Consider the following 21,650-nt stretch of genomic DNA (forward strand, 5'->3'; position numbering starts at 1 on the left):
CCTTTTTAAATGTATGTTCAGTTACGAATCAACGTGCCTTTCTCGCCCGCCAGAATCTCTGCCCCATCGGCCAGCGCGCCGATTCCGGCAATGCCGTTGCAGGCTTCAACAAACTCGCGGCAGGCGGCCACTTTCGGCCCCATCGATCCGGCGTCAAACTGCATGCCTCTGAGCAGTTCTGGCGTCACCTGCGCCAGCGGGCGCTGGGTCGGTTTTCCCCAGTCGAGGTACACCGCGTCGGCATCGGTGAGGATCAGCAGGGCGTCGGCCTCAATCTGGCGCGCCAGCAGGGCGGCGGAGAGGTCTTTGTCGATCACCGCCTCAATGCCGTGATAGCCGTTGGCGTTTTCCACCACCGGCACGCCGCCGCCGCCGTTGCAGATCACCAGGTGGTCGCGCTGGATCAGCGCCGTGATGGCGTCGCTCTCGACGATGCGTTTCGGCTGCGGTGACGGCACCACGCGACGGAAGTAGCTGCCGTCGGCCTTAAACACCCAGCCTTTTTCCGCGGCCAGCGTTTTTGCCTGGGCTTCGCTGTACACCGGGCCGATGTATTTGGTCGGGTTGCTGAACGCCGGGTCGGCGGCGTCCACTTCCACTTGCGTAAGCAGGACGCTCACCTCACGCTGCGGCAGGTTGTTTTTCAGCGCCTGCTGGAGCATGTAGCCGATCATCCCCTGGCTTTCGGCACCAAGAACGTCCAGTGGGTAAGGGGTCACTTTGTCGTAGGCGCTGTTCTGCAGCGCCAGCAGCCCGACCTGTGGACCGTTGCCGTGGACCAGCACCACGCGCCACTGCGCCGTGAGCCCGGCGATGGTGCGGGCGGCCTGCTCAATGTTCTGGCGCTGGATCTCGGCTTCCAGCGGCTCGCCGCGCTTCAGCAGCGCGTTGCCGCCAAGGGCCACAACCAGAGTGGGTTTTCGTTCCATGATGGCTCCTTTAAATTCCGTCGCGTTCCAGTGGGCAGCTCATGCAGCGTGCGCCGCCGCGGCCGCGTCCCAGCTCATCGCCCGGGATGGGCAGCACGGTGATGCCGGCTTTGTCGTACTTCTCGTTAGTCCAGACGTTGCGCTCGTAGCCAATCACCACGCCGGGACGGATGGTCAGAACGTTGTTGGCGTCGTTCCACTGTTCGCGTTCGGCTTCAAAGGCGTCGCCGCCGGTGGTGATCAGGCGCACCTGATTAATGCCGAGCGCTTTCTCGATGGCGTGCAGCAGGTCGGTTTCCTGGGTACGTTGCAGACCGCCGCGCCCGTCCGGGGTGAGCGTCCAGCACTGGGCGTCTTTGCGCACTACTTCCGGGTAGACGGAGAAAGTGTCCACGTCGATGTGGGTCATCACGGTGTCGAGGTGCATGCAGGAGCGATGTTTTGGCAGTTCAACGGCGATCACGCGCTCGGCCTGGCGGTGTTTGAACAGGCTGTTGGCGAGGAACTCCACGCCCTGCGGCGTCGTGCGTTCGGACATGCCGATCAATACCGCCCCGCGACCAATCACTAATACGTCGCCGCCTTCCAGGGTAGCGTGGTCGTAATTAATATTTTCGTCGCCGAAATACTTAATAAAATCGCCGTCGGCAAATGCCGGATGCCAGCGATATATTGCCCGAAGGTTATTGGTTTCACGCTGACGGGCGGGTTTAGCCATCGGGTTAATGGACACGCCGTTATAAATCCAGCAGGAAGTGTCGCGGGTAAATAAATGGTTCGGCAGAGGCTTCATAATAAAGTCATTGGCCGTGTGGGTATCTACCACCATATTTTTGATGGCCGCCGGAATTTCGCCGTAGGTTAATCCGCCGCTTAATCTGCGCGCCAGTTCACGGTGCGGCATGTCCGCCAGCCAGCCGCGCACGTCGCCCGCAAAGGTAGGCCCGAGGCGATAGTCCGAGATTTGCGTCTCCAGCAGCCAGGCTTTCGCTTCTGTAATATCAAGCGTTTGTGTCAGGAGGTCGGTTAACAGCAGGACTTCCACACCCTGCTCGCGCAGCGTGTTTGCGAAGATATCATGCTCTTCACCCGCCCGTTCAACCGAGAGCACATCATCGAAAAGCAGTTCCTGACAATTCGATGGCGTTAAACGTTTCAGACTTAAATTTGGGCGGTGCAGCATAACGCTACGCAATTGACCAATTTCAGAACCGACGTAATGCTTTTCCATAATTATTCCTTTAACTGTTTTTCAGAATAAAAAGGGCATGCGCCATGTGATGTGTTTAATTTCATGGCGGCTAAGCTCAATTGATTTCGAGGTTCATACTAGGCGGTTAAATAATAATTATTGTGATGCAGTTCACGCGAAAATGGATATTAAGGTGTTTGTTTTCATTTGCATGATTCGCATCAGATAATGATTAATTTCATATTATTGGCACGTGAATAGCTAAGCAGCATTCGGTGGCAATATTTGTGTTTGTTATTATTTTGTAGAATTTAATGTTTCGAAATAATTAGTTATGTCATTGATTTTAAAAGTTAAAATTTGGTGGTGGGAATGGCTATGCAATAATGGCAGTTAACTATTTTTGACTTAAGGAAAATCCATAAATAATTATGGGTTTATAAAGGAAATTATTAAAGTGATAAAATGTGATACGGCAGCAGGTTTTGTGATTTACGCTTTCGATTCAGGAGGTTATGTTGGCGCTATCGCGCGCGCGAAATGAGGTTATGCATAACCGCTGCATAATTGCCTGTGTGTGATTAACAGTGAATTAACACCTTTCCCGATAAACATGCGCTCGCGCAAAGGTCACAGAAAAAGGACTGGTATGGCAGCGCGAACTCTCGTATAAAAGACAAAAATGAAACGTCGTTTTACATTGAGAGGTTTTTCATGATCATCGGCAACATCCACCATCTCCAGCCCTGGCTGCCTGACGCGCTGCGCCAGGCCATTGACTATATAAAGCGCCACGTCACCGACGCCACGCCGCCCGGCAAGCATGATATCGATGGCAACACACTGTTTTATCTGGTCTCGGAAGACATGACTCAGCCGTTTGCTGAACGCCGCGCCGAGTTTCATGCGCGCTATCTGGACATCCAGATCGTGATGAAGGGTCAGGAAGGGATGACCTTCAGCACCCTGCCGCACGGTACGCCGGATACCGACTGGCTGGCGGACAAAGACATCGCGTTCCTGCCGGAAGGCGAGCAGGAGAAAACCGTGGTGCTGAGCGAAGGGGATTTTGTGGTGTTCTGGCCTGGCGAAGTCCATAAGCCGCTGTGCGCGGTGGGGGCGCCTGCTAAGGTGCGAAAAGTCGTGGTGAAAATGCTGATTGAATAGCCCCATTAACCCCGGCAGGGAGTTAAAGTCCCCTCTCCCTGTGGGAGAGGGTTAGGGTGAGGGCAACAGACCGCACCCTTTAATCTGTGATCCAGCTTAAATTTCCCGCACTCCCTCCTCATCTCCCATTTACCTGCGCTTTTTCTGCGTCATAGTATGTTCGTTAAATTAATGAACGCTGTTCTATAATGTAGAACAAAATGATTCAGCAAGGAGATCTCATGCCGCAGCCTGTGTTGTTTACGGGAATCATTCCCCCTGTCTCCACCATTTTTACCGCCGATGGCCAGCTCGATAAGCAGGGCACCGCCGCGCTGATCGACGATCTGATCGCCGCAGGCGTTGATGGCCTGTTCTTCCTCGGCAGCGGCGGCGAATTCTCCCAGCTCAACGCCGAAGAGCGTAAAACCATTGCCCGATTTGCTATCGATCATGTCGATCGTCGCGTGCCGGTTCTGATCGGCACCGGCGGCCCCAACGCCCGGGAAACCATTGAACTGAGCCAGCACGCGCAGCAGGCGGGCGCGGACGGCATCGTGGTCATCAACCCCTACTACTGGAAAGTCTCGGAAGCGAACCTGATTCGCTATTTCGAACAGGTGGCCGACAGCGTCACGCTGCCGGTGATGCTCTATAACTTCCCGGCGCTGACCGGGCAGGATCTCACGCCAGCGCTGGTGAAAACCCTCGCCGACTCGCGCAGCAACATCGTAGGCATTAAAGACACCATCGACTCCGTCGCCCATCTGCGCAGCATGATCCACACCGTCAAAGCGGCCCACCCGCACTTCACCGTGCTGTGTGGCTACGACGATCATCTGTTCAATACCCTGCTGCTCGGCGGCGACGGGGCGATTTCGGCGAGCGGCAACTTTGCGCCGCAGGTGTCGGTAAATCTTCTGAAAGCCTGGCGCGATAAGGACGTGGCGAAAGCGGCTGAGTATCATCAGACCTTGCTGCAAATCCCGCAGCTGTATCAGCTGGATACGCCGTTCGTGAACGTCATTAAAGAGGCGATTGTACTTTGCGGCCGCCCGATCTCCACGCACGTGCTGCCGCCCGCTTCACCGCTGGACGAGCCGCGCAAAGCGCAGCTGAAATCCCTGCTGCAACAGCTCAAGCTCTGCTGAGCCGGAAGATAACCATGACCATCGAGAAAATTTTCACCCCACAGGACGATGCGTTTTACGCGGTGATCACCCACGCGGCGGGGCCGCAGGGCGCGCTGCCGCTGACCCCGCAGATGCTGATGGAATCCCCCAGCGGCAACCTGTTCGGCATGACGCAAAACGCCGGGATGGGCTGGGACGCCAACAGGCTGACCGGCAAAGAGGTGCTGATCATCGGTACCCAGGGCGGCATCCGCGCCGGGGACGGACGCCCGGTTGCGCTGGGCTACCACACCGGGCACTGGGAAATTGGCATGCAGATGCAGGCGGCAGCGAAGGAGATCACCCGCAACGGTGGGATCCCGTTCGCGGCCTTCGTCAGCGACCCGTGCGACGGGCGCTCTCAGGGCACGCACGGCATGTTCGACTCCCTGCCGTACCGCAACGACGCGGCGATCGTATTTCGTCGTCTGATCCGCTCCCTGCCGACGCGCCGGGCGGTGATCGGCGTGGCAACCTGCGATAAAGGGCTGCCTGCGACCATGATCGCGCTGGCCGCCATGCACGATCTGCCGACCATTCTGGTGCCGGGCGGCGCGACGCTGCCGCCGACCGTGGGTGAAGATGCGGGCAAGGTGCAGACCATCGGCGCGCGCTTTGCCAACCACGAGCTGTCGTTGCAGGAGGCCGCCGAGCTGGGCTGTCGCGCCTGCGCGTCGCCGGGCGGCGGGTGTCAGTTTCTCGGCACGGCGGGCACCTCTCAGGTGGTTGCGGAAGCGCTGGGTCTGGCACTGCCGCACTCCGCGCTGGCACCGTCCGGGCAGGCGGTGTGGCTGGAGATCGCTCGCCAGTCGGCGCGGGCGGTGAGCGAGCTGGATAACCGCGGCATCACCACGCGCGATATCCTCACCGATAAGGCCATCGAAAACGCCATGGTGCTCCACGCGGCGTTCGGCGGTTCCACCAATTTACTGCTGCACATACCGGCCATCGCCCACGCGGCGGGCTGCACCCTTCCTGACGTCGCGCACTGGACGCGCATCAACCGTAAAGTTCCGCGCCTGGTGAGCGTCCTGCCCAACGGCCCGGACTACCATCCGACCGTGCGCGCGTTCCTGGCAGGCGGCGTGCCGGAGGTGATGCTCCACCTGCGCGATCTCGGCCTGCTGCATCTGGATGCCATGACCGTGACCGGCCAGACGGTGGGCGAGAACCTCGACTGGTGGCAGGCCTCGGAACGTCGGGCGCGCTTCCGTCAGTGCCTGCGCGAGCAGGACGGCGTGGATCCGGATGACGTGATCCTGCCGCCCGAGAAGGCCAAAGCGAAAGGGCTGACCTCAACGGTCTGCTTCCCGACGGGCAACATTGCGCCGGAAGGATCGGTGATCAAGGCCACGGCGATCGACCCGTCGGTGGTCGGTGACGATGGCGTTTACCGCCACACCGGCCGGGCGCGGGTGTTTGTCTCAGAAGCGCAGGCGATTAAGGCCATCAAGCGGGAAGAGATTCAGCAGGGCGATATCATGGTGGTGATCGGCGGCGGGCCGTCCGGCACCGGCATGGAAGAGACCTACCAGCTCACCTCCGCGCTGAAGCATATTTCGTGGGGCAAGACGGTGTCGCTGATTACCGATGCGCGCTTCTCGGGCGTGTCGACGGGCGCCTGCTTCGGGCACGTGTCGCCGGAGGCGCTGGCGGGCGGGCCGATCGGCAAATTGCGCGATAACGACATCATTGAGATTGCCGTGGATCGTATGACCCTGACGGGCAGCGTGAACTTTATCGGCACGGCGGACACCCCGCTGACGCCGGAAGAGGGCGCGCGCGAGCTGGCACGGCGGCAGACGCATCCGGACCTGCACGCCCACGACTTTTTGCCGGACGATACCCGGCTATGGGCAGCATTGCAGTCGGTGAGCGGCGGCACCTGGAAAGGCTGTATTTATGACACCGATAAAATTATTGAGGTAATTAACGCCGGTAAAAAAGCGCTCGGTATTTAATTATTTCCAGGAAAAAACGTCTGCGGAAAATATTCCGCGGACGGCTTTTTCATTTCTGTAATTTATCAATTTAAACAATCAGTTGTGATATATCGTTGGCGTCACAAAAGCAAAATAACATAATTCAGAAATAAGATATGACCATTGCTGGTTAATTGAACAGCTCATTACACTCCATTAACACGATGTTGTTATTCAGCACACGACATAAGGGTGTAATTCTGATGACGCAATTAACCATGAAAGACAAAATTGGCTACGGGCTGGGTGACACCGCCTGCGGCTTCGTCTGGCAGGCCACGATGTTTCTGCTGGCCTATTTCTATACCGACGTCTTCGGCCTGTCGGCGGGCATTATGGGCACGCTGTTTTTGGTCTCCCGCGTGCTCGACGCCGTCACCGACCCGCTGATGGGGCTGCTGGTTGACCGTACCCGCACGCGGCACGGCCAGTTCCGCCCGTTCCTGCTGTGGGGCGCGATTCCGTTCGGCATCGTCTGCGTACTGACCTTCTACACGCCGGACTTCTCGGCGCAGGGCAAAATCATCTACGCCTGCGTGACCTACATTCTCCTGACTCTGGTCTACACCTTCGTTAACGTGCCGTACTGCGCCATGCCGGGCGTCATCACCGCTGACCCGAAAGAGCGTCACGCCCTGCAATCCTGGCGTTTCTTCCTGGCGGCGGCGGGGTCGCTCGCCATCAGCGGCATTGCCCTGCCGCTGGTGAGCATCATCGGCAAAGGGGACGAGCAGGTGGGCTATTTCGGCGCCATGTGCGTGCTGGGGCTGAGCGGCGTGGTGCTGCTCTACGTCTGCTTCTTTACCACCAAAGAGCGTTACACCTTTGAGGTGCAGCCGGGCTCGTCGGTGGCAAAAGATCTCAGGCTGCTGCTCGGCAACGGCCAGTGGCGCATTATGTGTGCCTTCAAGATGATGGCGACCTGTTCCAACGTGGTGCGCGGCGGGGCGACCCTCTACTTCGTCAAATACGTGATGGATCACCCGGAGCTGGCGACCCAGTTTTTACTCTATGGCAGCCTCGCCACCATGTTCGGCTCGCTCTGCTCCTCCCGCCTGCTGGGCCGCTTTGACCGCGTCACCGCCTTCAAGTGGATCATCGTCGCCTACTCGCTGATCAGCCTGCTGATTTTCGTCACCCCGGCGGAGCATATCGCCCTGATTTTCGCCCTCAACATTCTGTTCCTGTTCGTCTTTAACACCACCACGCCGCTCCAGTGGCTCATGGCCTCTGACGTGGTGGATTACGAGGAGAGCCGCAGCGGGCGCCGCCTCGACGGGCTGGTGTTCTCCACCTACCTGTTCAGCCTGAAGATTGGCCTGGCGATTGGCGGGGCGGTAGTGGGCTGGATCCTCGCGTACGTCAACTACTCCGCCAGCAGCAGCGTGCAGCCGGTTGAGGTGCTGACCACCATCAAAATTCTGTTCTGCGTGGTGCCGGTAGTGCTCTACGCGGGCATGTTCATCATGCTGTCGTTCTACAAACTCACCGACGCCCGCGTGGAGGCCATCAGCCAGCAGCTGATCAAGCACCGCGCGGCCCAGGGTGAAGCCGTTCCCGACGCCGCGACAGCCGCATCCCATTAACCGGAGGCACTATGGAAATCACTAACCCGATACTCACCGGCTTCAACCCGGACCCGTCCCTCTGCCGCCAGGGCGAGGACTACTACATCGCCACCTCGACCTTCGAGTGGTTCCCGGGCGTGCGCATCTACCACTCCTGCGACCTGAAAAACTGGTCGCTGGTCAGCACCCCGCTGGACCGCGTGTCGATGCTGGACATGAAGGGCAACCCGGACTCCGGCGGCATCTGGGCGCCGTGCCTGAGCTACGCCGACGGCAAATTCTGGCTGCTCTATACCGACGTGAAAATTGTCGACTCGCCGTGGAAAAACGGCCGCAATTTCCTCGTCACCGCGCCGTCCATTGAGGGGCCGTGGAGTGAGCCGATCCCGATGGGCAACGGCGGGTTCGACCCGTCCCTGTTTCACGACGACGATGGCCGCAAATATTACCTTTACCGCCCGTGGGGGCCGCGCCACCACAGCAACCCTCACAACACCATCGTGATGCAGGAGTTCGATCCGCAGACCGGCACCCTCTCGCCGGAGCGTAAGACGCTGTTTACCGGCACGCCGCTCTGCTACACCGAAGGCGCGCACCTCTATCGCCACGCAGGATGGTACTACCTGATGGTTGCCGAAGGCGGCACCAGCTACGAACACGCCGTCGTGGTGCTGCGTTCAAAAACGATCGACGGGCCGTACGAGCTGCACCCGGACGTGACGATGATGACCAGCTGGCACCTGCCGGAGAACCCGCTGCAGAAGAGCGGCCACGGTTCGCTGCTGCAGACCCACACGGGGGAATGGTATATGGCCTACCTCACCAGCCGCCCGCTGCGCCTGCCCGACGTGCCGCTGCTGGCCTCCGGCGGGCGCGGCTACTGCCCGCTGGGGCGCGAGACCGGCATCGCCCGTATTGAGTGGCGCGACGGCTGGCCGTATGTCGAAGGTGGTAAGCACGCGCAGCTGACCGTGAAAGGCCCGCAGGTGGCCGAGCAGCCTGCAGCCGTTCAGCACAGCTGGCGGGACGATTTCGACGCCAGTTCGCTTGACCCGGAGCTGCAGACCCTGCGCATTCCGTTCGACGACACCCTCGGCTCGCTCACCGCGCGCCCCGGCTATTTACGGCTCTACGGCAACGACTCGCTTAACTCGACCTTCACCCAGTCGACCGTGGCGCGCCGCTGGCAGCACTTTACCTTCCGGGCGGAGACGCGGATGCAGTTCTCGCCGATCCACTTCCAGCAGAGCGCGGGGCTGACCTGCTACTACAACAGCAAAAACTGGAGCTACTGCTTTGTGGACTACGAGGAAGGGCAGGGGAGAACGATCAAGGTGATCCAGCTCGACCACAACGTGCCGTCATGGCCGCTGCACGAGCAGCCGATTCCGGTGCCGGAGAGTGCGCAGAGCGTCTGGCTGCGCGTCGATGTGGATACGCTGGTCTATCGCTACAGCTACTCGTTCGACGGCGAGACGTGGCACACCGTGCCGGTAACCTATGAGGCGTGGAAGCTATCGGACGACTACATCGGCGGGCGCGGCTTCTTCACCGGCGCGTTTGTGGGGCTGCACTGCGAGGATATCAGCGGTGACGGCTGCCATGCGGACTTCGACTACTTCACCTACGAGCCGCTATAGCGGCTCAGGCCGGGTAGCCCAGCGCGCGTGAGAGCTGGAGCCCGGCCTGCTGAAGCTGCTCGCGGAAATTAGCCAGCTCGGCGTCGTCCACGCGCGAGGTCAGCGTCGACAGGCTCAGGGCGGCAATCACGCGTGACTCGTGGTTCCACACCGGCACCGCCACGCAGCGCACGCCCTGCTCGTTCTCTTCGATGTCCAGGGCGTAGCCTTGTTCGCGGGTTTTTTTCAGCGCATCCACCAACGCTTCGCGGGTGGCAAGAGTGGAAGGGGTAAAGGTAGTGTACTGATAGCCCTCCAGCAGGGCGTTCAGCTCCGCCTCGCCCAGCCAGGCAATCAACACCTTGCCGATGGCGGTGGCATGAACCGGCAGGCGACGGCCAATGCGCGAATAGGCGATGGCGGCCAGCTTGCCTTCAATCTTCTCGATATAGACCCCTTCACGCCCGTCCAGGATCCCCAGATGGGTGGTCTGCCCGGTCCGCCGGGAAAGATCCGTCAGCCAGCCTTTTGCCTTCTGACGAATATCCATTGAGCCCACGACGAAATGGCCGCGCTCGACCAGCTTCATGCCGAGGCGATATTTACCGTTCTCTGGGTTCTGATCGATATAGCCGTGAAGCTGAAGGGTTTTCAGCAGCGAATGGAGGGTACTTTTGCTCAGCCCCATCAGTTTGCTGATGTCGGTGATCTTAAGCTCGATGGCCTGCTCGTTGAACAGGTCGAGGATCTGCAACGCACGTTCAACAGACTGAATAATCGGCATAATGCTGGCATGTCCACGCTGGAATTAAGGCGAAAACGTACCTTTTTTGGGGTGAAAAATCAATTGAGCAGGCCTGATTTGCCCGGCGGCGCTTCGCTTGCACGGGCCTACGGGTTTTGTAGGCCGGGTAAGCGGAGCGACACCCGGCAAGAAGAGCGCACCGAATAAAAATGTGGGAGAGAGGATCACTCCCCAAGCGTCGCCACCATCACCGCCTTAATCGTATGCATCCGGTTTTCCGCCTGGTCGAAAACGATGCTCGCCGCCGACTCAAACACCTCGTCCGTCACCTCCATCCCGCCGTGCAGATCGAACTCCTTCGCCATCTGCTTGCCGAGCGTGGTCTGGTCGTCATGGAACGCCGGCAGACAGTGCAGGAACTTGACGTTCGGGTTGCCGGTCAGCGCCATCATCTGCGCGTTCACCTGATACCCGCGCAGCAGCGCAATCCGCTCCGCCCACTTCTCTTTGGCTTCGCCCATCGACACCCACACGTCGGTATAGATAAAGTCCGCGCCCTTCACGCCGGCCGCCACGTCTTCCGTCAGGGTGATTTTGCCGCCGTGCTTCTCTGCCAGCGCGCTGCACTCCGCTACCAGGCTCTCTTCCGGCCAGCAGGCTTTCGGGGCCACCAGACGCAGATCCAGCCCGGTCAGCGCCGCCGCTTCCAGCATCGAGTTGCCCATGTTGTTGCGCGCATCGCCCGCGTAGACCAGCGTCATCTCGTTAAACGCTTTGCCCGGCAGGTGCTCCTGCATGGTCAGCAGGTCCGCCAGCAGCTGCGTCGGGTGAAACTCGTTGGTCAGGCCGTTCCACACCGGCACGCCCGCATATTGTGCCAGCGTTTCGACCACGTCCTGGCCGTGGCCGCGATACTGAATGCCGTCGTACATCCGCCCGAGCACCCGTGCGGTGTCCTTAATTGACTCTTTATGCCCAATCTGGCTGCCGCTCGGCCCTAAATAAGTGACGCGTGCGCCCTGGTCAAATGCGGCAACTTCGAAAGAGCATCGTGTACGGGTCGAGTCTTTTTCGAAGATGAGCGCGATGTTTTTACCGGTAAGCTTTTGTACTTCCTTGCCCTTTTTTTTATCGGCTTTGAGCTGTGCGGCAAGAGTCAGCAGAGAAGTGAACTGTGCAGGGGTAAAGTCGAGCAATTTCAGAAAGTGTTTCTTGTACAAATCGGACATTTTATCCTCGCCTGGCGAACGCCACTTATTGAATTAAAATTCACTTTATATGTGTAATTATTCATTTGCAACCCCGTTTCACAATTCTTTCTTACAAAGGTGGAGGCAAACCCGTCCGTGTGTGAAAATAGAAGTATCTGCCGCACTTTAAAGAGGATTGAGCCATGGCAAACCCGGAACACCTGGAAGAGCAACGCGAAGAGACGCGTCTGATTATTGAAGAGCTGCTGGAAGACGGTAGCGATCCGGACGCGCTGTACACCATCGAGCACCATTTCTCTGCGGATGATTTCGACGCGCTGGAAAAAATGGCGGTGGAAGCCTTCAAGCTGGGTTACGAAGTGACCGAGCCGGAAGAGCTTGAAGTGGAAGAGGGCGACACCGTCATCTGCTGCGACATCCTGAGCGAAGGCGCGCTGAAGGCGGAGCTGATTGACGCGCAGGTAGAACAGCTGATGAACCTGGCCGAGAAGTTTGAGGTGGAGTACGACGGCTGGGGAACCTACTTCGAAGATCCGAACGGTGAAGACGGCGAAGAAGGCGACGACGAAGATTACGTCGACGAAGACGACGACGGCGTGCGTCACTAAGCGTTTCAGGCGGTGGCCCTCGCCACCGCTTGTTCAAGGCAGAACCATGGATTACCCGCAGATACTCGCCCCCGTACTCAACTTCCTCCCGTGCCCGACCCCGCAAGCATGGATTGATAAAGCCCGCGACCCGGCAAACCTGCCGCTGCTGCTCACCGACCACATGGTGTGCGAGCTCAAGGCCGCCCAGACCGCGCTATTACTGGTGCGTAAATACGTCGCCGACGAAAGCGGTGCCGACGCGCTGCTCGACTGGCTCAAACCCTACGAACAGTTCACCTTCCGCGAAGGCCCGGAGCCGGACTTCATCGCCCTGCACAAGCAGATTGGCAAAAGCGTGATGCCCAAAACCGACGACCGGTGGGGACAGGCGCTCATCGACAGCATGGTGCTGCTGATTAAAGAGGAGCTGCACCACTTCTGGCAGGTGCGCGAGGCGATGCTGGCCCGCGACATTCCGTACGTCAAAATCACCGCCAGCCGCTACGCCAAAGGGATGCTTAAAGAAGTGCTCACCCACGAACCGCTGACGCTGATCGACAAACTCATCTGCGGCGCCTACATCGAAGCCCGCTCCTGCGAACGCTTCGCCGCGCTGGCCCCGTTCCTCGAGGACGACCTGCAGAAGTTTTATCTCTCGCTGCTGCGCTCGGAAGCGCGCCACTATCAGGACTACCTGACGCTGGCCCAACAGGTGAGCGACGACGATATCTCACCGCGCATACAGCATTTTGGCGAAATTGAAGCCACACTTATCTCGACACCGGACAACGAGTTTCGCTTCCACAGCGGCGTGCCGGTGTAAACCGGCATAACGCAAGGATAAGGATGCGAGATGAATAAAACGTGGACCCGTATTGTGATTGTCGTCGTCGCGGCCGCCGCCGTGGCGTTCTGGGTGTTCTTCGACAGGCAGCGCGCGCCGGAACAGCAGATGGATGCTGCCCTTAACGCGATGCCCGCCTGGCAGGTGATTAAGGAGCAGGAGCCTGCGCTGCATCAGCGCATTCTCGACCAGATGGCCGCCCTGCAAAAAGCGGGCGAGCCGGAGCAGCAGATTATCGACACCATCCAGCCGCAGATCCTGCATCTGCAGATGTCGCGCCTGCAAAACGCCCCGGACGCCAACGTGGTGAACTACATGACCATCAACATGGAGCAGACCGCCGCCATCCAGAAGGTGAGCGACGACGCCTGCTTCCGCTTCCTCTACCCGGCGGTGAAGGGCGGCGTGAACCCGATGCGCATGCTGGATAAAGACCTGATGGCGCGGCGCATGCAGGCCGACGCCGACATGATGCGCGCGGCCTACGGCAAAAACCGCCACACCGTGACCAAGGCCGAACGCGAGGCGGCCGTCGAGGATGTGCGGCCGATTATGAAGCAACTTGCCGATAAGTACGGCGAGGACATCCAGCTGCTGCAGATGCCGGAGAAGGCGGCGGGCAAAGAGAAGCTCTCCTGCGATATGGTGCAGGAGATGTGGGCGAAGGTGCTGGCGCTGCCGGAGCAGAAGGCGGCAGGGGTGATTCGGCTGGCGGTGTCTGAGCTGGAATGACGAAGGGCGCTGGTTTTTTGGGCACTTAGCGCGGGTTTCGCGCGTCGTCGCTTGCATGGCGGCGCGCGACAGGTATAATCCACAACGTTTCCGCATCCCCTTCAGGGCCGAAGTGGCGAAATCGGTAGACGCAGTTGATTCAAAATCAACCGTAGAAATACGTGCCGGTTCGAGTCCGGCCTTCGGCACCATACAAAGCTTTTTTCAAGTCTATCAACGTCTATTTTAGTCCATAAAAACAGTAAGTTAAGCAGGTTTCTGGCTTTTCTTAGTCTGTCCACGTCTACTCAATTCCTTGAACATATACCAACTGATGATGGTATAACTGATGGTATTCCCGGTTCGATTGATTTTGGTACCAACACTGGAGGTATCAACTGATGGCTCTCACCGATATCAAAGTTAGGACTACCAAGCCCTCCGACAAACCCTTCAAACTCACCGATGGGCAGGGTATGCACCTGCTAATCAATCCCAATGGTTCAAAATACTGGCGACTCCAATACCGTTTCGATGGCAAACAGAAAGTTTTAGCATTGGGTGTTTATCCAATGGTCTCTCTTGGTGAAGCTCGCAGGAAGCGAGATGAAGCCAAAAAGTTGGTATCTGATGGTATCGATCCTTCCGAGAAGAAAAAAGCAGACAAAATCGAGCAGAGCGAAGCCCTGACATTCGAAGCTGTTGCAAGGGATTGGCATACTGCCTGTAAAAGGAAATGGTCAGAATCTCATAGTGAAAGGGTTTTAAAGAGCCTTGAAGATAACCTTTTCTCTTCCATAGGAAAGAGAAAAATAGCCGAGCTTAAAACCAAGGATCTTCTCGTTCCAGTCAAAATTGTTGAGACTTCTGGACGACTAGAAGTAGCTGCTCGTTTGCAACAACGAACCACAGCAATAATGCGATATGCTGTCCAGAACGGGCTGATAGATTACAACCCTGCCCAGGAGATGGCAGGAGCTATTGCGGTAGCTAAAAGAGTCCACAGGCCAGCCTTGCCATTCGAACGATTCTCAGAACTTTTAGAACGAATTGATAGTTTCAAGGGTAGAAAACTCACGAAGTTAGCCGTAAAGCTGACATTGCTCATTTTCATTCGTTCCAGTGAACTCAGATTTGCAAGATGGTCGGAAATCGATTTCGAGAATGCTATGTGGACTATTCCCGCTGAACGAGAACCATTACCAGGAGTGAAACATTCGCACCGTGGTTCGAAAATGCGAACTCCACACCTTGTTCCTTTGAGTTGTCAGGCATTGGCTGTGTTGACGGAAATTAAAGAGATCAGCGGTGATCATGAACTCGTGTTCATTGGCGACCATAATTTCAGAAAGCCTATGAGTGAAAATACGGTAAACAAGGCTTTGAGGTCTATGGGCTATGACACAACCGTGGAGGTCTGTGGACATGGATTCAGGGCTATGGCTTGTAGTGCCTTGATTGAATCCGGCTTGTGGTCGAAAGATGCTGTTGAACGGCAAATGAGCCATCAGGAGCGGAACTCAGTTCGTGCTGCCTACATACATAAAGCAGAGCACCTTGATGAGAGAAAGCTTATGTTGCAGTGGTGGGCCGATTACCTTGACCTCCTTAGAATACGACAAGTTTCACCATTTGATTTTAAAAAGACTTAACTATGAATAAGTAGTTAATTAATCGTTCTCCCTTATCAACCTTGTTAAGGGAGAAGTAATTCAAATAAGCAGTGTTAACTCATTCAAGCTTTGAATACAGTGGAGGGATTAATGAAAGTAGTAAGCCCTTATGAAGAATTAAAAAGCTGGTTTAGTCTCGAAAACTATGAGCAGTTAAAATCACTTACAATCAAAGAACTGCATACAGAGCTTGCCTTTAGAGAAGCGATTTTCGACAGTGTAAATTTTGGTTGGGAAGATGATAATCAAAATTTAAGGTCTATCCTTGAAGGTAATCCTATTTTAAGCATACAAGATAATAATCATGGTCATTTTGGCAAGGGCCAAAGACATGTTGCGCAGGTTAGCTTTGGTGATATAAAAAAATTAGAGAACAAGTTAATAATGTTTAGCATGGATTTTTTTGAAGAAAATGGCGATTTCAAAAAAGAGTTGAAAAAGAAACCAATAACAAAAACTATGAGAGACTTTTTTCTTAACCAAAATAGCAGCAAAATATATGTTTCATTTGATTTAGGAATGTCCAGCGATGAAGAAATTATAACAGCCTTACAAACGATGCTACCCATTCTCAGGAAAGAATATGAAATTGAGCCAGTAAAAACAGAAAAAATTGGACTGGCAAAGATAAGAAAACTTGTCGATTACAATATTATCCCAATGATGGATCTATTGATTTGGGCAAAATTTAAAAAAGTAAAAATCTCAAATATGGTCTTGTCTCGTGTCTTGTATCCCGACTTTACAAGTGAGATCAGAGGAGAAGATCACATTAAAGATACAGACAGGCCTGTTGCAGAGAAGTCATTGAATGGAGAAACAACCCGTAGTCTCGAATACTTTATCAGCAAAAACAGCCATCTCCTCAACATACCGATTTCTGAACTCGGCTCTTTCTAGTTGTAAATCATCATGTTAATTGTCAAGGGGAGGGCGTAAATATTTTCCTTCCCCGGAATTTCCTTTCATTCTTCCCTCATCTAACTTTTCAGTTATCAGCATTCCCTTCATAGATACAAATCTGTGTGGCTAATATCTTCGTAACGGAAGCGGAGGAGACAGCCAAATGACTACAACTAATCAAAGCTTAATTCGTTTACCAGAAGTCTTGAAACGAACTGGTTTCGGCAAAGCCTGGATCTATCGTCTGATCAAAGATGGTAAGTTTCCTGCCCCTGTCAAAATTGGAACTCGTGCCGTAGCTTTCGTCGAAAGTGAGATAGATGCCTGGATTCAGTCTGTTATCGAAACAAGTCGAAATAATGTTGCTTAATTGATTTGGGGAGACATTTTATGAATATCGAAGAATTTGTGAATGAAGATAACCATATGTGCAATTTATGCGGAGATCTTTTTTACAAGATCTTTGACCCAGAAGTGATTTACGACTTACCCAATAACGAGTTTAATAAACAAATCATTTACTGGCTCAGTCAGTACCTTGTAGGAAATTTGAGAGAACCCTTAGACTCGATCTCTGAGCTTAATGCTTCCAAACAGATATATGTTTACGAGACTTGGTTCTCGCTAATTAAATGTCCTGATGAAACGAAACTCCTAGCGAAGCAGATAATTTTATATCTATTGGACTAAGAGCTTTTTATGAAAATGTAAAGTTTGGCTCCATATTTTGGCTTAAAACCTTACAGAATAACTTACATTATTTTTATGACCGTTTATTTGTAAGGCAGTGAGATAGTTTTCGAAGTATTAGGTGTACATAATATAAACTAGATCTACCAGATGATAATTTGACAGGAATAATCGTCTATCTCACTGTTATAATTTAACTAAATGGCTTAATTGATTCAAATAAATTTGTAAATCTACGAAATGCTTATTATTAATATATTGGAATTATACTTTTTGTAAAGTTTAGGAGGAAAATATGCGTAGTATTTGTGTGGATTCTTTTATGTTAGAAAATGGTGAGAGATATTGTCATATTGTAAATAAAAATACTGGTGAACCATTGTATTATCCTAACTTGTATATAACAACACAGGTCAGGAATCGGTCAGAGTCTATATCAACAATGAAGGTTATTGCCGGTAGCATTTCATTGTTATATCGATTCTTTATGAGGAAAGAGATCAATATTGATGAAAGAATTCAGAAAAAGATATTTCTGGCTCCTCATGAAATTGAAGATTTGATTGAATTCACTTCATTCAATTTCCGAGATGGCGAGGATGATAACTTTAGAAGTTCAAATGTCAAAAAACCAACTAAGTACTTTCGGATTACAACCATAGCTAACTATCTGGAATGGCTGTGCAAAATACATCTTTCTCATACAGGACAGAAGGATACTCTCAAATATATTTTAGATTTCATTAACAACATAAAAAGAAAGAAACCGAGAAACAATGATAAATATAATATGGATATAGAAAAAAGCTTAGATAAAGAACAATTGGATTCTTTGTTTAGCACTCTTGCACCGGGTAGTAAATTAAATCCTTTTTCAGAAAAAGTGCAAAAAAGAAACAATCTAATATTCTTGCTATTATACTGCTTTGGCCTGAGAGCAGGTGAACTTTTGAATCTGCGAATTGGTGATATAGATTTTGCAGAATCGACAATTGCAATAAGAAGAAGAGCAAATGATAAAACAGATCCGCGAGTGTATCAGCCATTAGTTAAAACTTGTGAGAGGAAATTAATTGCTGATACAAAGCTCATGTTTGAAATTTCAGATTATATTATGAATGATCGAAGAAAGATAAAAAATTCTAACAAACATGACTTCCTGTTTATTACTTATAAGGAAGGAAAAACTCAAGGGCAACCTATTTCATTTTCTTCATATCACAAAGTGGTGAGTGTTGTTCGTCAATCCTCCTCACTTCTAGGGGGATTGACAGGCCACAAACTCAGACATACATGGAATTATGAGTTTTCGAAAGCAATAGACAAGAATCAGGACATATCCGATGAAAAAGAGCAACAAATCCGTTCTTATCTCATGGGATGGCGACCGGGTTCAGAAACTTCAATAATTTATAATCGCAGGCATATTTTTGAGCTATCGAAAAAAACTGCACTTGAGCAACAAGAGCAACTATTCAAAGGAGAATTTGATGAATAATTTAATTAAATACAACTCGGATAAAATGTCTTTGCATGAACATAAAATCGTCAGTTCGATTGAAAATAACGGAATCAATCTTACAAACTTAATATTTGCTATGAACGAAAATTTGGTTTGTGGGTTTGTATATACAGTACAATATTATTTTAATAGCAACAGCTATTTGTATGTGAAAAATATTGTTAGAAATATGGAGAGTCTTATCCGTAAACTATCTCCTACTCATATTGATGATAAGGTTCTAATTGAATATCAAAATAAGAAATTATCAAAAGCCCCAGCATCATTTCGCGTTTTACGACCATTTTTGATTAAATGGTTTGAGTTAGGATATACGGGAATAGATGAAAGTGCTGTAGAACTGTTAAAGCATTTGGACCTAAAAATAAAAAAATCTGGTCAGTCTGTGCTTCAAGATGATCCAACAGAGGGACCATTAAATAAAGAAGAACATACTTCTTTGATTAAGGCTATGAATCATGCATATAGAAAAGGTGAACTGTCACTGCCACATTATGCAATATCACTATTGATCAGTCTTACAGGTAGAAGACCTCAGCAGTTAGTTATGTTGAAATATAAAGACCTTCTTCAAAAGAACTTAGATAATGGCAAAGTAGAATATGTAATTTCAGTGCCACGAGTAAAACAACGGGGTAAAGAACTACGATATCGAGAACTTGCAATAATATCAGAGGTTGCATCAATTGTTCAATTGCAAGCTAATCAATCAGTGAAACTTGTTGAGCAAGCTCTTGGAAAAACTCTTGATGATTATTCTAAACGAGAAGTTCCTGTTTTCTTAAATGAGGAAAAACTCTCAGATTTATCCATAACAGGTTCAATTCTTCTGGAATATAATAAATTATATGCGAAGCCTATAATTGCTAATGTAGCATTGAAAAGTATTGTTAATAATGGGAATGTAATATCCAACCGTACCGGTTCGATACTAAATATTACTCCTCGTAGGCTTCGTTATACAATAGCAACTATGCTGGCTAAGAATGGGCATAATGTTAATACTATAGCTGAATTATTGGATCATTCATCTACTTCAAGTGCGGGGATTTATATTAAAAATCATGCTGACAGTGTTGAAAGGATTGATTCCGCTGTTTCAGAACAATTGTCATTTGTCGCTGATATTTTTATGAACGGAATCAAATCGAAAAAGAGTAGTCATTTCAAATTTTTTTCTTCAAGTAGATGCCAGAGTCAGAATTCAGGATTTCCTTGCAATCAATGTATGTTTTTTATTCCGATTGATCGCAGTGAGGTGAATCAACTATGAATAATATTATTTTGTTCAAATCAAAAAAACATATTCTTGTAGAAGAAAATTATAATGAGTTCATAAAATTTTGTCGCTATCAACTGTCCGGACTAAACCAAACTCAGGATTGGGAGAAGTATGCCTGGAAAGGATATGTCACATTTAGAAAAATAGGGATTGGAAATAAAATCTTTGATTCCATTGATGCAATGCACGAAGATTATATCAATTTTGCGAAAGCATATATCAGATATCAACACACATTGAAACCATTGAAAAATTATGGGGTTATTATGATGGCCTTGCGATGTCTCGAACAGGCCCTTTTGCAGGTTCAGAACACTGGTCTCATTTATAATGTTACAGCCGTTGTTTTCGATGAGGCAATGCAGATCGGGAGTAAATATTTTGAAGGTAACGTTTTGGCTAAATGTGGAATACAGCTTGAAAAAATATCAAAGTTTCTGTGTGAACATAATCTTGTGAAGTCAGGATATATCTCATGGAAAAACCATGTAAAACAGAAAGTCAAAAACAATTATCTTCCTGAGATTGAGGATTATCACCGAAGCGATAAGTTACCAGATGAAGAAGCATTGCTCGCTATTGCTGATATTTTTTCTCAAAATGATGAGTTACTGAGTCCAAGGGATAAGTTCACCAGTTCAGTATTTGCACTTCTACTTTGTTGTCCGAGCAGAATTTCTGAAATTTTAGCCTTACCTGCTGATTGTGAGATTACACAAATAGATGGCAAGGGTATCGAAAGATATGGTTTGAGATTTTATTCGGTAAAAGGGTATGGCCCTAATATCAAATGGATTCCACGGGTTATGATACCAGTTGCAAAGAAAGCGATTAGAAGATTACTTTCCTTATCACAAAATGCAAGAGCACTTGCTCACTGGTGCGAAAAGTACCCGGATAAATTTTACCGACATGAGCTTTGCCCAACAGTTGATGAAAAAGCTAAATTGACCGTTGTACAAGTTTGCCATGCACTGGGGTATAATTTATTTGATCATAAATCATGTGTTTTAAAAATTAAAAGAACGAGTTTGGATGGTGGGAAAAGTTTCTTAAACCACAATGATTACAACTATTCATTGAGTAATTTGTGGGAAATTATTAGTTCTAATTTTAGCAGAGATTTTCCATGGTATGATAAAGAAAAATCCATAAAATTTAGTAATGCTTTATGCTTGCTCAATACTGATCAATTTTCTTTATCAAGAATGACTTCAATTTTCACATTTTACAAACCTACTAAAAGTTTCTTTTTCAGTGACATACAAAGAAAAAAAAGCTATGAGATGAATTATAAAAATATATTTTCCCGATATGGGTATTATGATGATGAAGGTAAACCACTACTTATTCGCTCACACCAGCCACGGCACCTTTTAAACACAATAGCCCATTATGGTGAAATGTCTGAACTGGATATAGCTAAATGGTCTGGTCGTATCAATGCGAATCAGAACAGAGTTTATAACCATGTGTCAGAAGAAGATATGTTAGATAAAATCAAAGCTATTAAATTGAATAGGAGTAATTACTGTCAAAGGGAGTCAATACCCACAAATGAATTGACAATTGATTTTGATAACCTTAATCAAGGTGCAATACACTTAACTGAATTTGGTTACTGTGTACATAACTATTTAATCAAGCCTTGTACAAAAATTAATCATCTTATTGAATGTGATAATGAAACACCGGACATTAACTCAGTAGATAGAATTAGACTGCAATCTGTCCGAGAGAAAGTAATGCAATTAAAGAGAATAACTCAGATCGCTTATGAAAATGGTGATTATGGTGCAGACAAATGGTTGCAACACCATGAAAAAAATTTGGAAAGAATTAATAAGCTTTTGAATAATTAAAACAGGAGA

At 50.8% G+C, this 21,650-nt stretch carries 20 protein-coding genes and 1 tRNA gene; 16 read left to right on the forward strand and 5 right to left on the reverse strand.

Annotation, left to right across the window (positions count from 1 at the left end; genetic code table 11):
* Positions 1–17 precede the first annotated feature (17 nt).
* Both arcC and arcA read right to left on the reverse strand, forming a co-directional pair.
* Positions 18–929, reverse strand: a complete 912-nt coding sequence (gene arcC / locus AAER43_RS02410) for a carbamate kinase (protein ID WP_023331903.1) — start codon at positions 927–929, stop codon at positions 18–20.
* A 10-nt stretch (positions 930–939) separates the two neighbouring features.
* Positions 940–2,160 carry an arginine deiminase gene (arcA, locus tag AAER43_RS02415; protein WP_014882312.1) on the reverse strand — a complete coding sequence of 407 codons (1,221 nt, stop codon included), beginning with the start codon at positions 2,158–2,160 and terminating at the stop codon, positions 940–942.
* 675 nt (positions 2,161–2,835) lie between these two features.
* On the opposite strand from arcA, the gene AAER43_RS02420 reads away from it, so the two are divergent.
* From AAER43_RS02420 to AAER43_RS02440, 5 genes are all read left to right on the forward strand, one after another.
* Positions 2,836–3,288, forward strand: coding sequence for a YhcH/YjgK/YiaL family protein (locus tag AAER43_RS02420; RefSeq protein WP_050862207.1), 453 nt, complete (start codon positions 2,836–2,838; stop codon positions 3,286–3,288).
* 221 nt (positions 3,289–3,509) lie between these two features.
* Positions 3,510–4,418, forward strand: a complete 909-nt coding sequence (yagE, locus tag AAER43_RS02425; protein ID WP_045134398.1) for a 2-keto-3-deoxygluconate aldolase — start codon at positions 3,510–3,512, stop codon at positions 4,416–4,418.
* 14 nt (positions 4,419–4,432) lie between these two features.
* Entirely contained in the window at positions 4,433–6,400 is a 1,968-nt protein-coding gene (yagF, locus tag AAER43_RS02430; protein ID WP_014882315.1) for a xylonate dehydratase YagF, read from the forward strand.
* 224 nt (positions 6,401–6,624) lie between these two features.
* A complete protein-coding gene (locus tag AAER43_RS02435) occupies positions 6,625–8,007 on the forward strand; it encodes an MFS transporter (protein ID WP_050862206.1) in 1,383 nt (460 codons plus the stop codon).
* 11 nt (positions 8,008–8,018) lie between these two features.
* Positions 8,019–9,629 (forward strand): glycoside hydrolase family 43 protein, encoded by a 1,611-nt coding sequence (locus tag AAER43_RS02440; protein ID WP_057057883.1) that lies wholly within the window; start codon positions 8,019–8,021, stop codon positions 9,627–9,629.
* Positions 9,630–9,633: 4 nt separating this feature from the next.
* Here the strand turns inward: AAER43_RS02440 and xynR are convergent, their stop codons facing one another.
* From xynR to AAER43_RS02455, 3 genes are all read right to left on the reverse strand, one after another.
* Positions 9,634–10,392 (reverse strand): DNA-binding transcriptional repressor XynR, encoded by a 759-nt coding sequence (gene xynR, locus AAER43_RS02445; protein ID WP_050862204.1) that lies wholly within the window; start codon positions 10,390–10,392, stop codon positions 9,634–9,636.
* Positions 10,393–10,577: 185 nt separating this feature from the next.
* Positions 10,578–11,582 (reverse strand): ornithine carbamoyltransferase, encoded by a 1,005-nt coding sequence (gene argF / locus AAER43_RS02450; RefSeq protein WP_023331910.1) that lies wholly within the window; start codon positions 11,580–11,582, stop codon positions 10,578–10,580.
* Positions 11,552–11,647 carry a hypothetical protein gene (locus AAER43_RS02455; protein WP_213014371.1) on the reverse strand — a complete coding sequence of 32 codons (96 nt, stop codon included), beginning with the start codon at positions 11,645–11,647 and terminating at the stop codon, positions 11,552–11,554. The genes argF and AAER43_RS02455 overlap by 31 nt, the downstream gene beginning before the upstream one ends.
* Positions 11,648–11,746: 99 nt before the next feature.
* Here AAER43_RS02455 and rraB point away from each other — a divergent pair, with 99 nt between their 5' ends.
* The 11 genes from rraB to AAER43_RS02510 all read left to right on the forward strand — a co-directional run bounded on the left by rraB (position 11,747) and on the right by AAER43_RS02510 (position 21,641).
* Positions 11,747–12,172 (forward strand): ribonuclease E inhibitor RraB, encoded by a 426-nt coding sequence (gene rraB / locus AAER43_RS02460; protein WP_014882320.1) that lies wholly within the window; start codon positions 11,747–11,749, stop codon positions 12,170–12,172.
* A 46-nt stretch (positions 12,173–12,218) separates the two neighbouring features.
* A complete protein-coding gene (miaE, locus tag AAER43_RS02465) occupies positions 12,219–12,977 on the forward strand; it encodes a tRNA isopentenyl-2-thiomethyl-A-37 hydroxylase MiaE (RefSeq protein WP_057058091.1) in 759 nt (252 codons plus the stop codon).
* Between the two features lie 30 nt (positions 12,978–13,007).
* The gene (locus AAER43_RS02470) at positions 13,008–13,730 is read left to right on the forward strand and encodes a hypothetical protein (RefSeq protein ID WP_050862202.1); all 723 of its coding nucleotides are present in this window, start codon (positions 13,008–13,010) and stop codon (positions 13,728–13,730) included.
* 106 nt (positions 13,731–13,836) lie between these two features.
* Positions 13,837–13,921: transfer RNA gene (locus AAER43_RS02475), tRNA-Leu, on the forward strand.
* 189 nt (positions 13,922–14,110) lie between these two features.
* Positions 14,111–15,361 carry an integrase arm-type DNA-binding domain-containing protein gene (locus tag AAER43_RS02480; protein WP_023316351.1) on the forward strand — a complete coding sequence of 417 codons (1,251 nt, stop codon included), beginning with the start codon at positions 14,111–14,113 and terminating at the stop codon, positions 15,359–15,361.
* Between the two features lie 111 nt (positions 15,362–15,472).
* Positions 15,473–16,282: a DUF6387 family protein gene (locus AAER43_RS02485; RefSeq protein ID WP_023316352.1), complete on the forward strand. Its 810-nt coding sequence runs from the start codon at positions 15,473–15,475 to the stop codon at positions 16,280–16,282.
* A gap of 166 nt (positions 16,283–16,448) precedes the next feature.
* Positions 16,449–16,655: an AlpA family transcriptional regulator gene (locus AAER43_RS02490; RefSeq protein ID WP_023316353.1), complete on the forward strand. Its 207-nt coding sequence runs from the start codon at positions 16,449–16,451 to the stop codon at positions 16,653–16,655.
* 20 nt (positions 16,656–16,675) lie between these two features.
* Positions 16,676–16,975 carry a hypothetical protein gene (locus AAER43_RS02495; RefSeq protein WP_023316354.1) on the forward strand — a complete coding sequence of 100 codons (300 nt, stop codon included), beginning with the start codon at positions 16,676–16,678 and terminating at the stop codon, positions 16,973–16,975.
* Positions 16,976–17,270: 295 nt separating this feature from the next.
* Positions 17,271–18,473 (forward strand): tyrosine-type recombinase/integrase, encoded by a 1,203-nt coding sequence (locus AAER43_RS02500; protein ID WP_316534389.1) that lies wholly within the window; start codon positions 17,271–17,273, stop codon positions 18,471–18,473.
* Entirely contained in the window at positions 18,466–19,770 is a 1,305-nt protein-coding gene (locus AAER43_RS02505) for a tyrosine-type recombinase/integrase (protein ID WP_342701811.1), read from the forward strand. The genes AAER43_RS02500 and AAER43_RS02505 overlap by 8 nt, the downstream gene beginning before the upstream one ends.
* Positions 19,767–21,641 (forward strand): DNA-binding protein, encoded by a 1,875-nt coding sequence (locus AAER43_RS02510; protein WP_316534385.1) that lies wholly within the window; start codon positions 19,767–19,769, stop codon positions 21,639–21,641. The genes AAER43_RS02505 and AAER43_RS02510 overlap by 4 nt, the downstream gene beginning before the upstream one ends.
* The last annotated feature ends 9 nt before the right edge of the window (positions 21,642–21,650 follow it).

It is taken from the genome of Enterobacter sp. FUJ80071 (assembly GCF_038739915.1).
Classification (GTDB): domain Bacteria; phylum Pseudomonadota; class Gammaproteobacteria; order Enterobacterales; family Enterobacteriaceae; genus Enterobacter; species Enterobacter kobei.

What these genes read in the sequence shown, in the direction of transcription:
- arcC (WP_023331903.1), bottom strand. Translation starts at nt 929, where the DNA reads ATGGAACGAAAACCCACTCTGGTTGTGGCCCTTGGCGGCAACGCGCTG.
- arcA (WP_014882312.1), bottom strand. Translation starts at nt 2,160, where the DNA reads ATGGAAAAGCATTACGTCGGTTCTGAAATTGGTCAATTGCGTAGCGTT.
- AAER43_RS02420 (WP_050862207.1), top strand. Translation starts at nt 2,836, where the DNA reads ATGATCATCGGCAACATCCACCATCTCCAGCCCTGGCTGCCTGACGCG.
- yagE (WP_045134398.1), top strand. Translation starts at nt 3,510, where the DNA reads ATGCCGCAGCCTGTGTTGTTTACGGGAATCATTCCCCCTGTCTCCACC.
- yagF (WP_014882315.1), top strand. Translation starts at nt 4,433, where the DNA reads ATGACCATCGAGAAAATTTTCACCCCACAGGACGATGCGTTTTACGCG.
- AAER43_RS02435 (WP_050862206.1), top strand. Translation starts at nt 6,625, where the DNA reads ATGACGCAATTAACCATGAAAGACAAAATTGGCTACGGGCTGGGTGAC.
- AAER43_RS02440 (WP_057057883.1), top strand. Translation starts at nt 8,019, where the DNA reads ATGGAAATCACTAACCCGATACTCACCGGCTTCAACCCGGACCCGTCC.
- xynR (WP_050862204.1), bottom strand. Translation starts at nt 10,392, where the DNA reads ATGCCGATTATTCAGTCTGTTGAACGTGCGTTGCAGATCCTCGACCTG.
- argF (WP_023331910.1), bottom strand. Translation starts at nt 11,582, where the DNA reads ATGTCCGATTTGTACAAGAAACACTTTCTGAAATTGCTCGACTTTACC.
- AAER43_RS02455 (WP_213014371.1), bottom strand. Translation starts at nt 11,647, where the DNA reads ATGAATAATTACACATATAAAGTGAATTTTAATTCAATAAGTGGCGTT.
- rraB (WP_014882320.1), top strand. Translation starts at nt 11,747, where the DNA reads ATGGCAAACCCGGAACACCTGGAAGAGCAACGCGAAGAGACGCGTCTG.
- miaE (WP_057058091.1), top strand. Translation starts at nt 12,219, where the DNA reads ATGGATTACCCGCAGATACTCGCCCCCGTACTCAACTTCCTCCCGTGC.
- AAER43_RS02470 (WP_050862202.1), top strand. Translation starts at nt 13,008, where the DNA reads ATGAATAAAACGTGGACCCGTATTGTGATTGTCGTCGTCGCGGCCGCC.
- AAER43_RS02480 (WP_023316351.1), top strand. Translation starts at nt 14,111, where the DNA reads ATGGCTCTCACCGATATCAAAGTTAGGACTACCAAGCCCTCCGACAAA.
- AAER43_RS02485 (WP_023316352.1), top strand. Translation starts at nt 15,473, where the DNA reads ATGAAAGTAGTAAGCCCTTATGAAGAATTAAAAAGCTGGTTTAGTCTC.
- AAER43_RS02490 (WP_023316353.1), top strand. Translation starts at nt 16,449, where the DNA reads ATGACTACAACTAATCAAAGCTTAATTCGTTTACCAGAAGTCTTGAAA.
- AAER43_RS02495 (WP_023316354.1), top strand. Translation starts at nt 16,676, where the DNA reads ATGAATATCGAAGAATTTGTGAATGAAGATAACCATATGTGCAATTTA.
- AAER43_RS02500 (WP_316534389.1), top strand. Translation starts at nt 17,271, where the DNA reads ATGCGTAGTATTTGTGTGGATTCTTTTATGTTAGAAAATGGTGAGAGA.
- AAER43_RS02505 (WP_342701811.1), top strand. Translation starts at nt 18,466, where the DNA reads ATGAATAATTTAATTAAATACAACTCGGATAAAATGTCTTTGCATGAA.
- AAER43_RS02510 (WP_316534385.1), top strand. Translation starts at nt 19,767, where the DNA reads ATGAATAATATTATTTTGTTCAAATCAAAAAAACATATTCTTGTAGAA.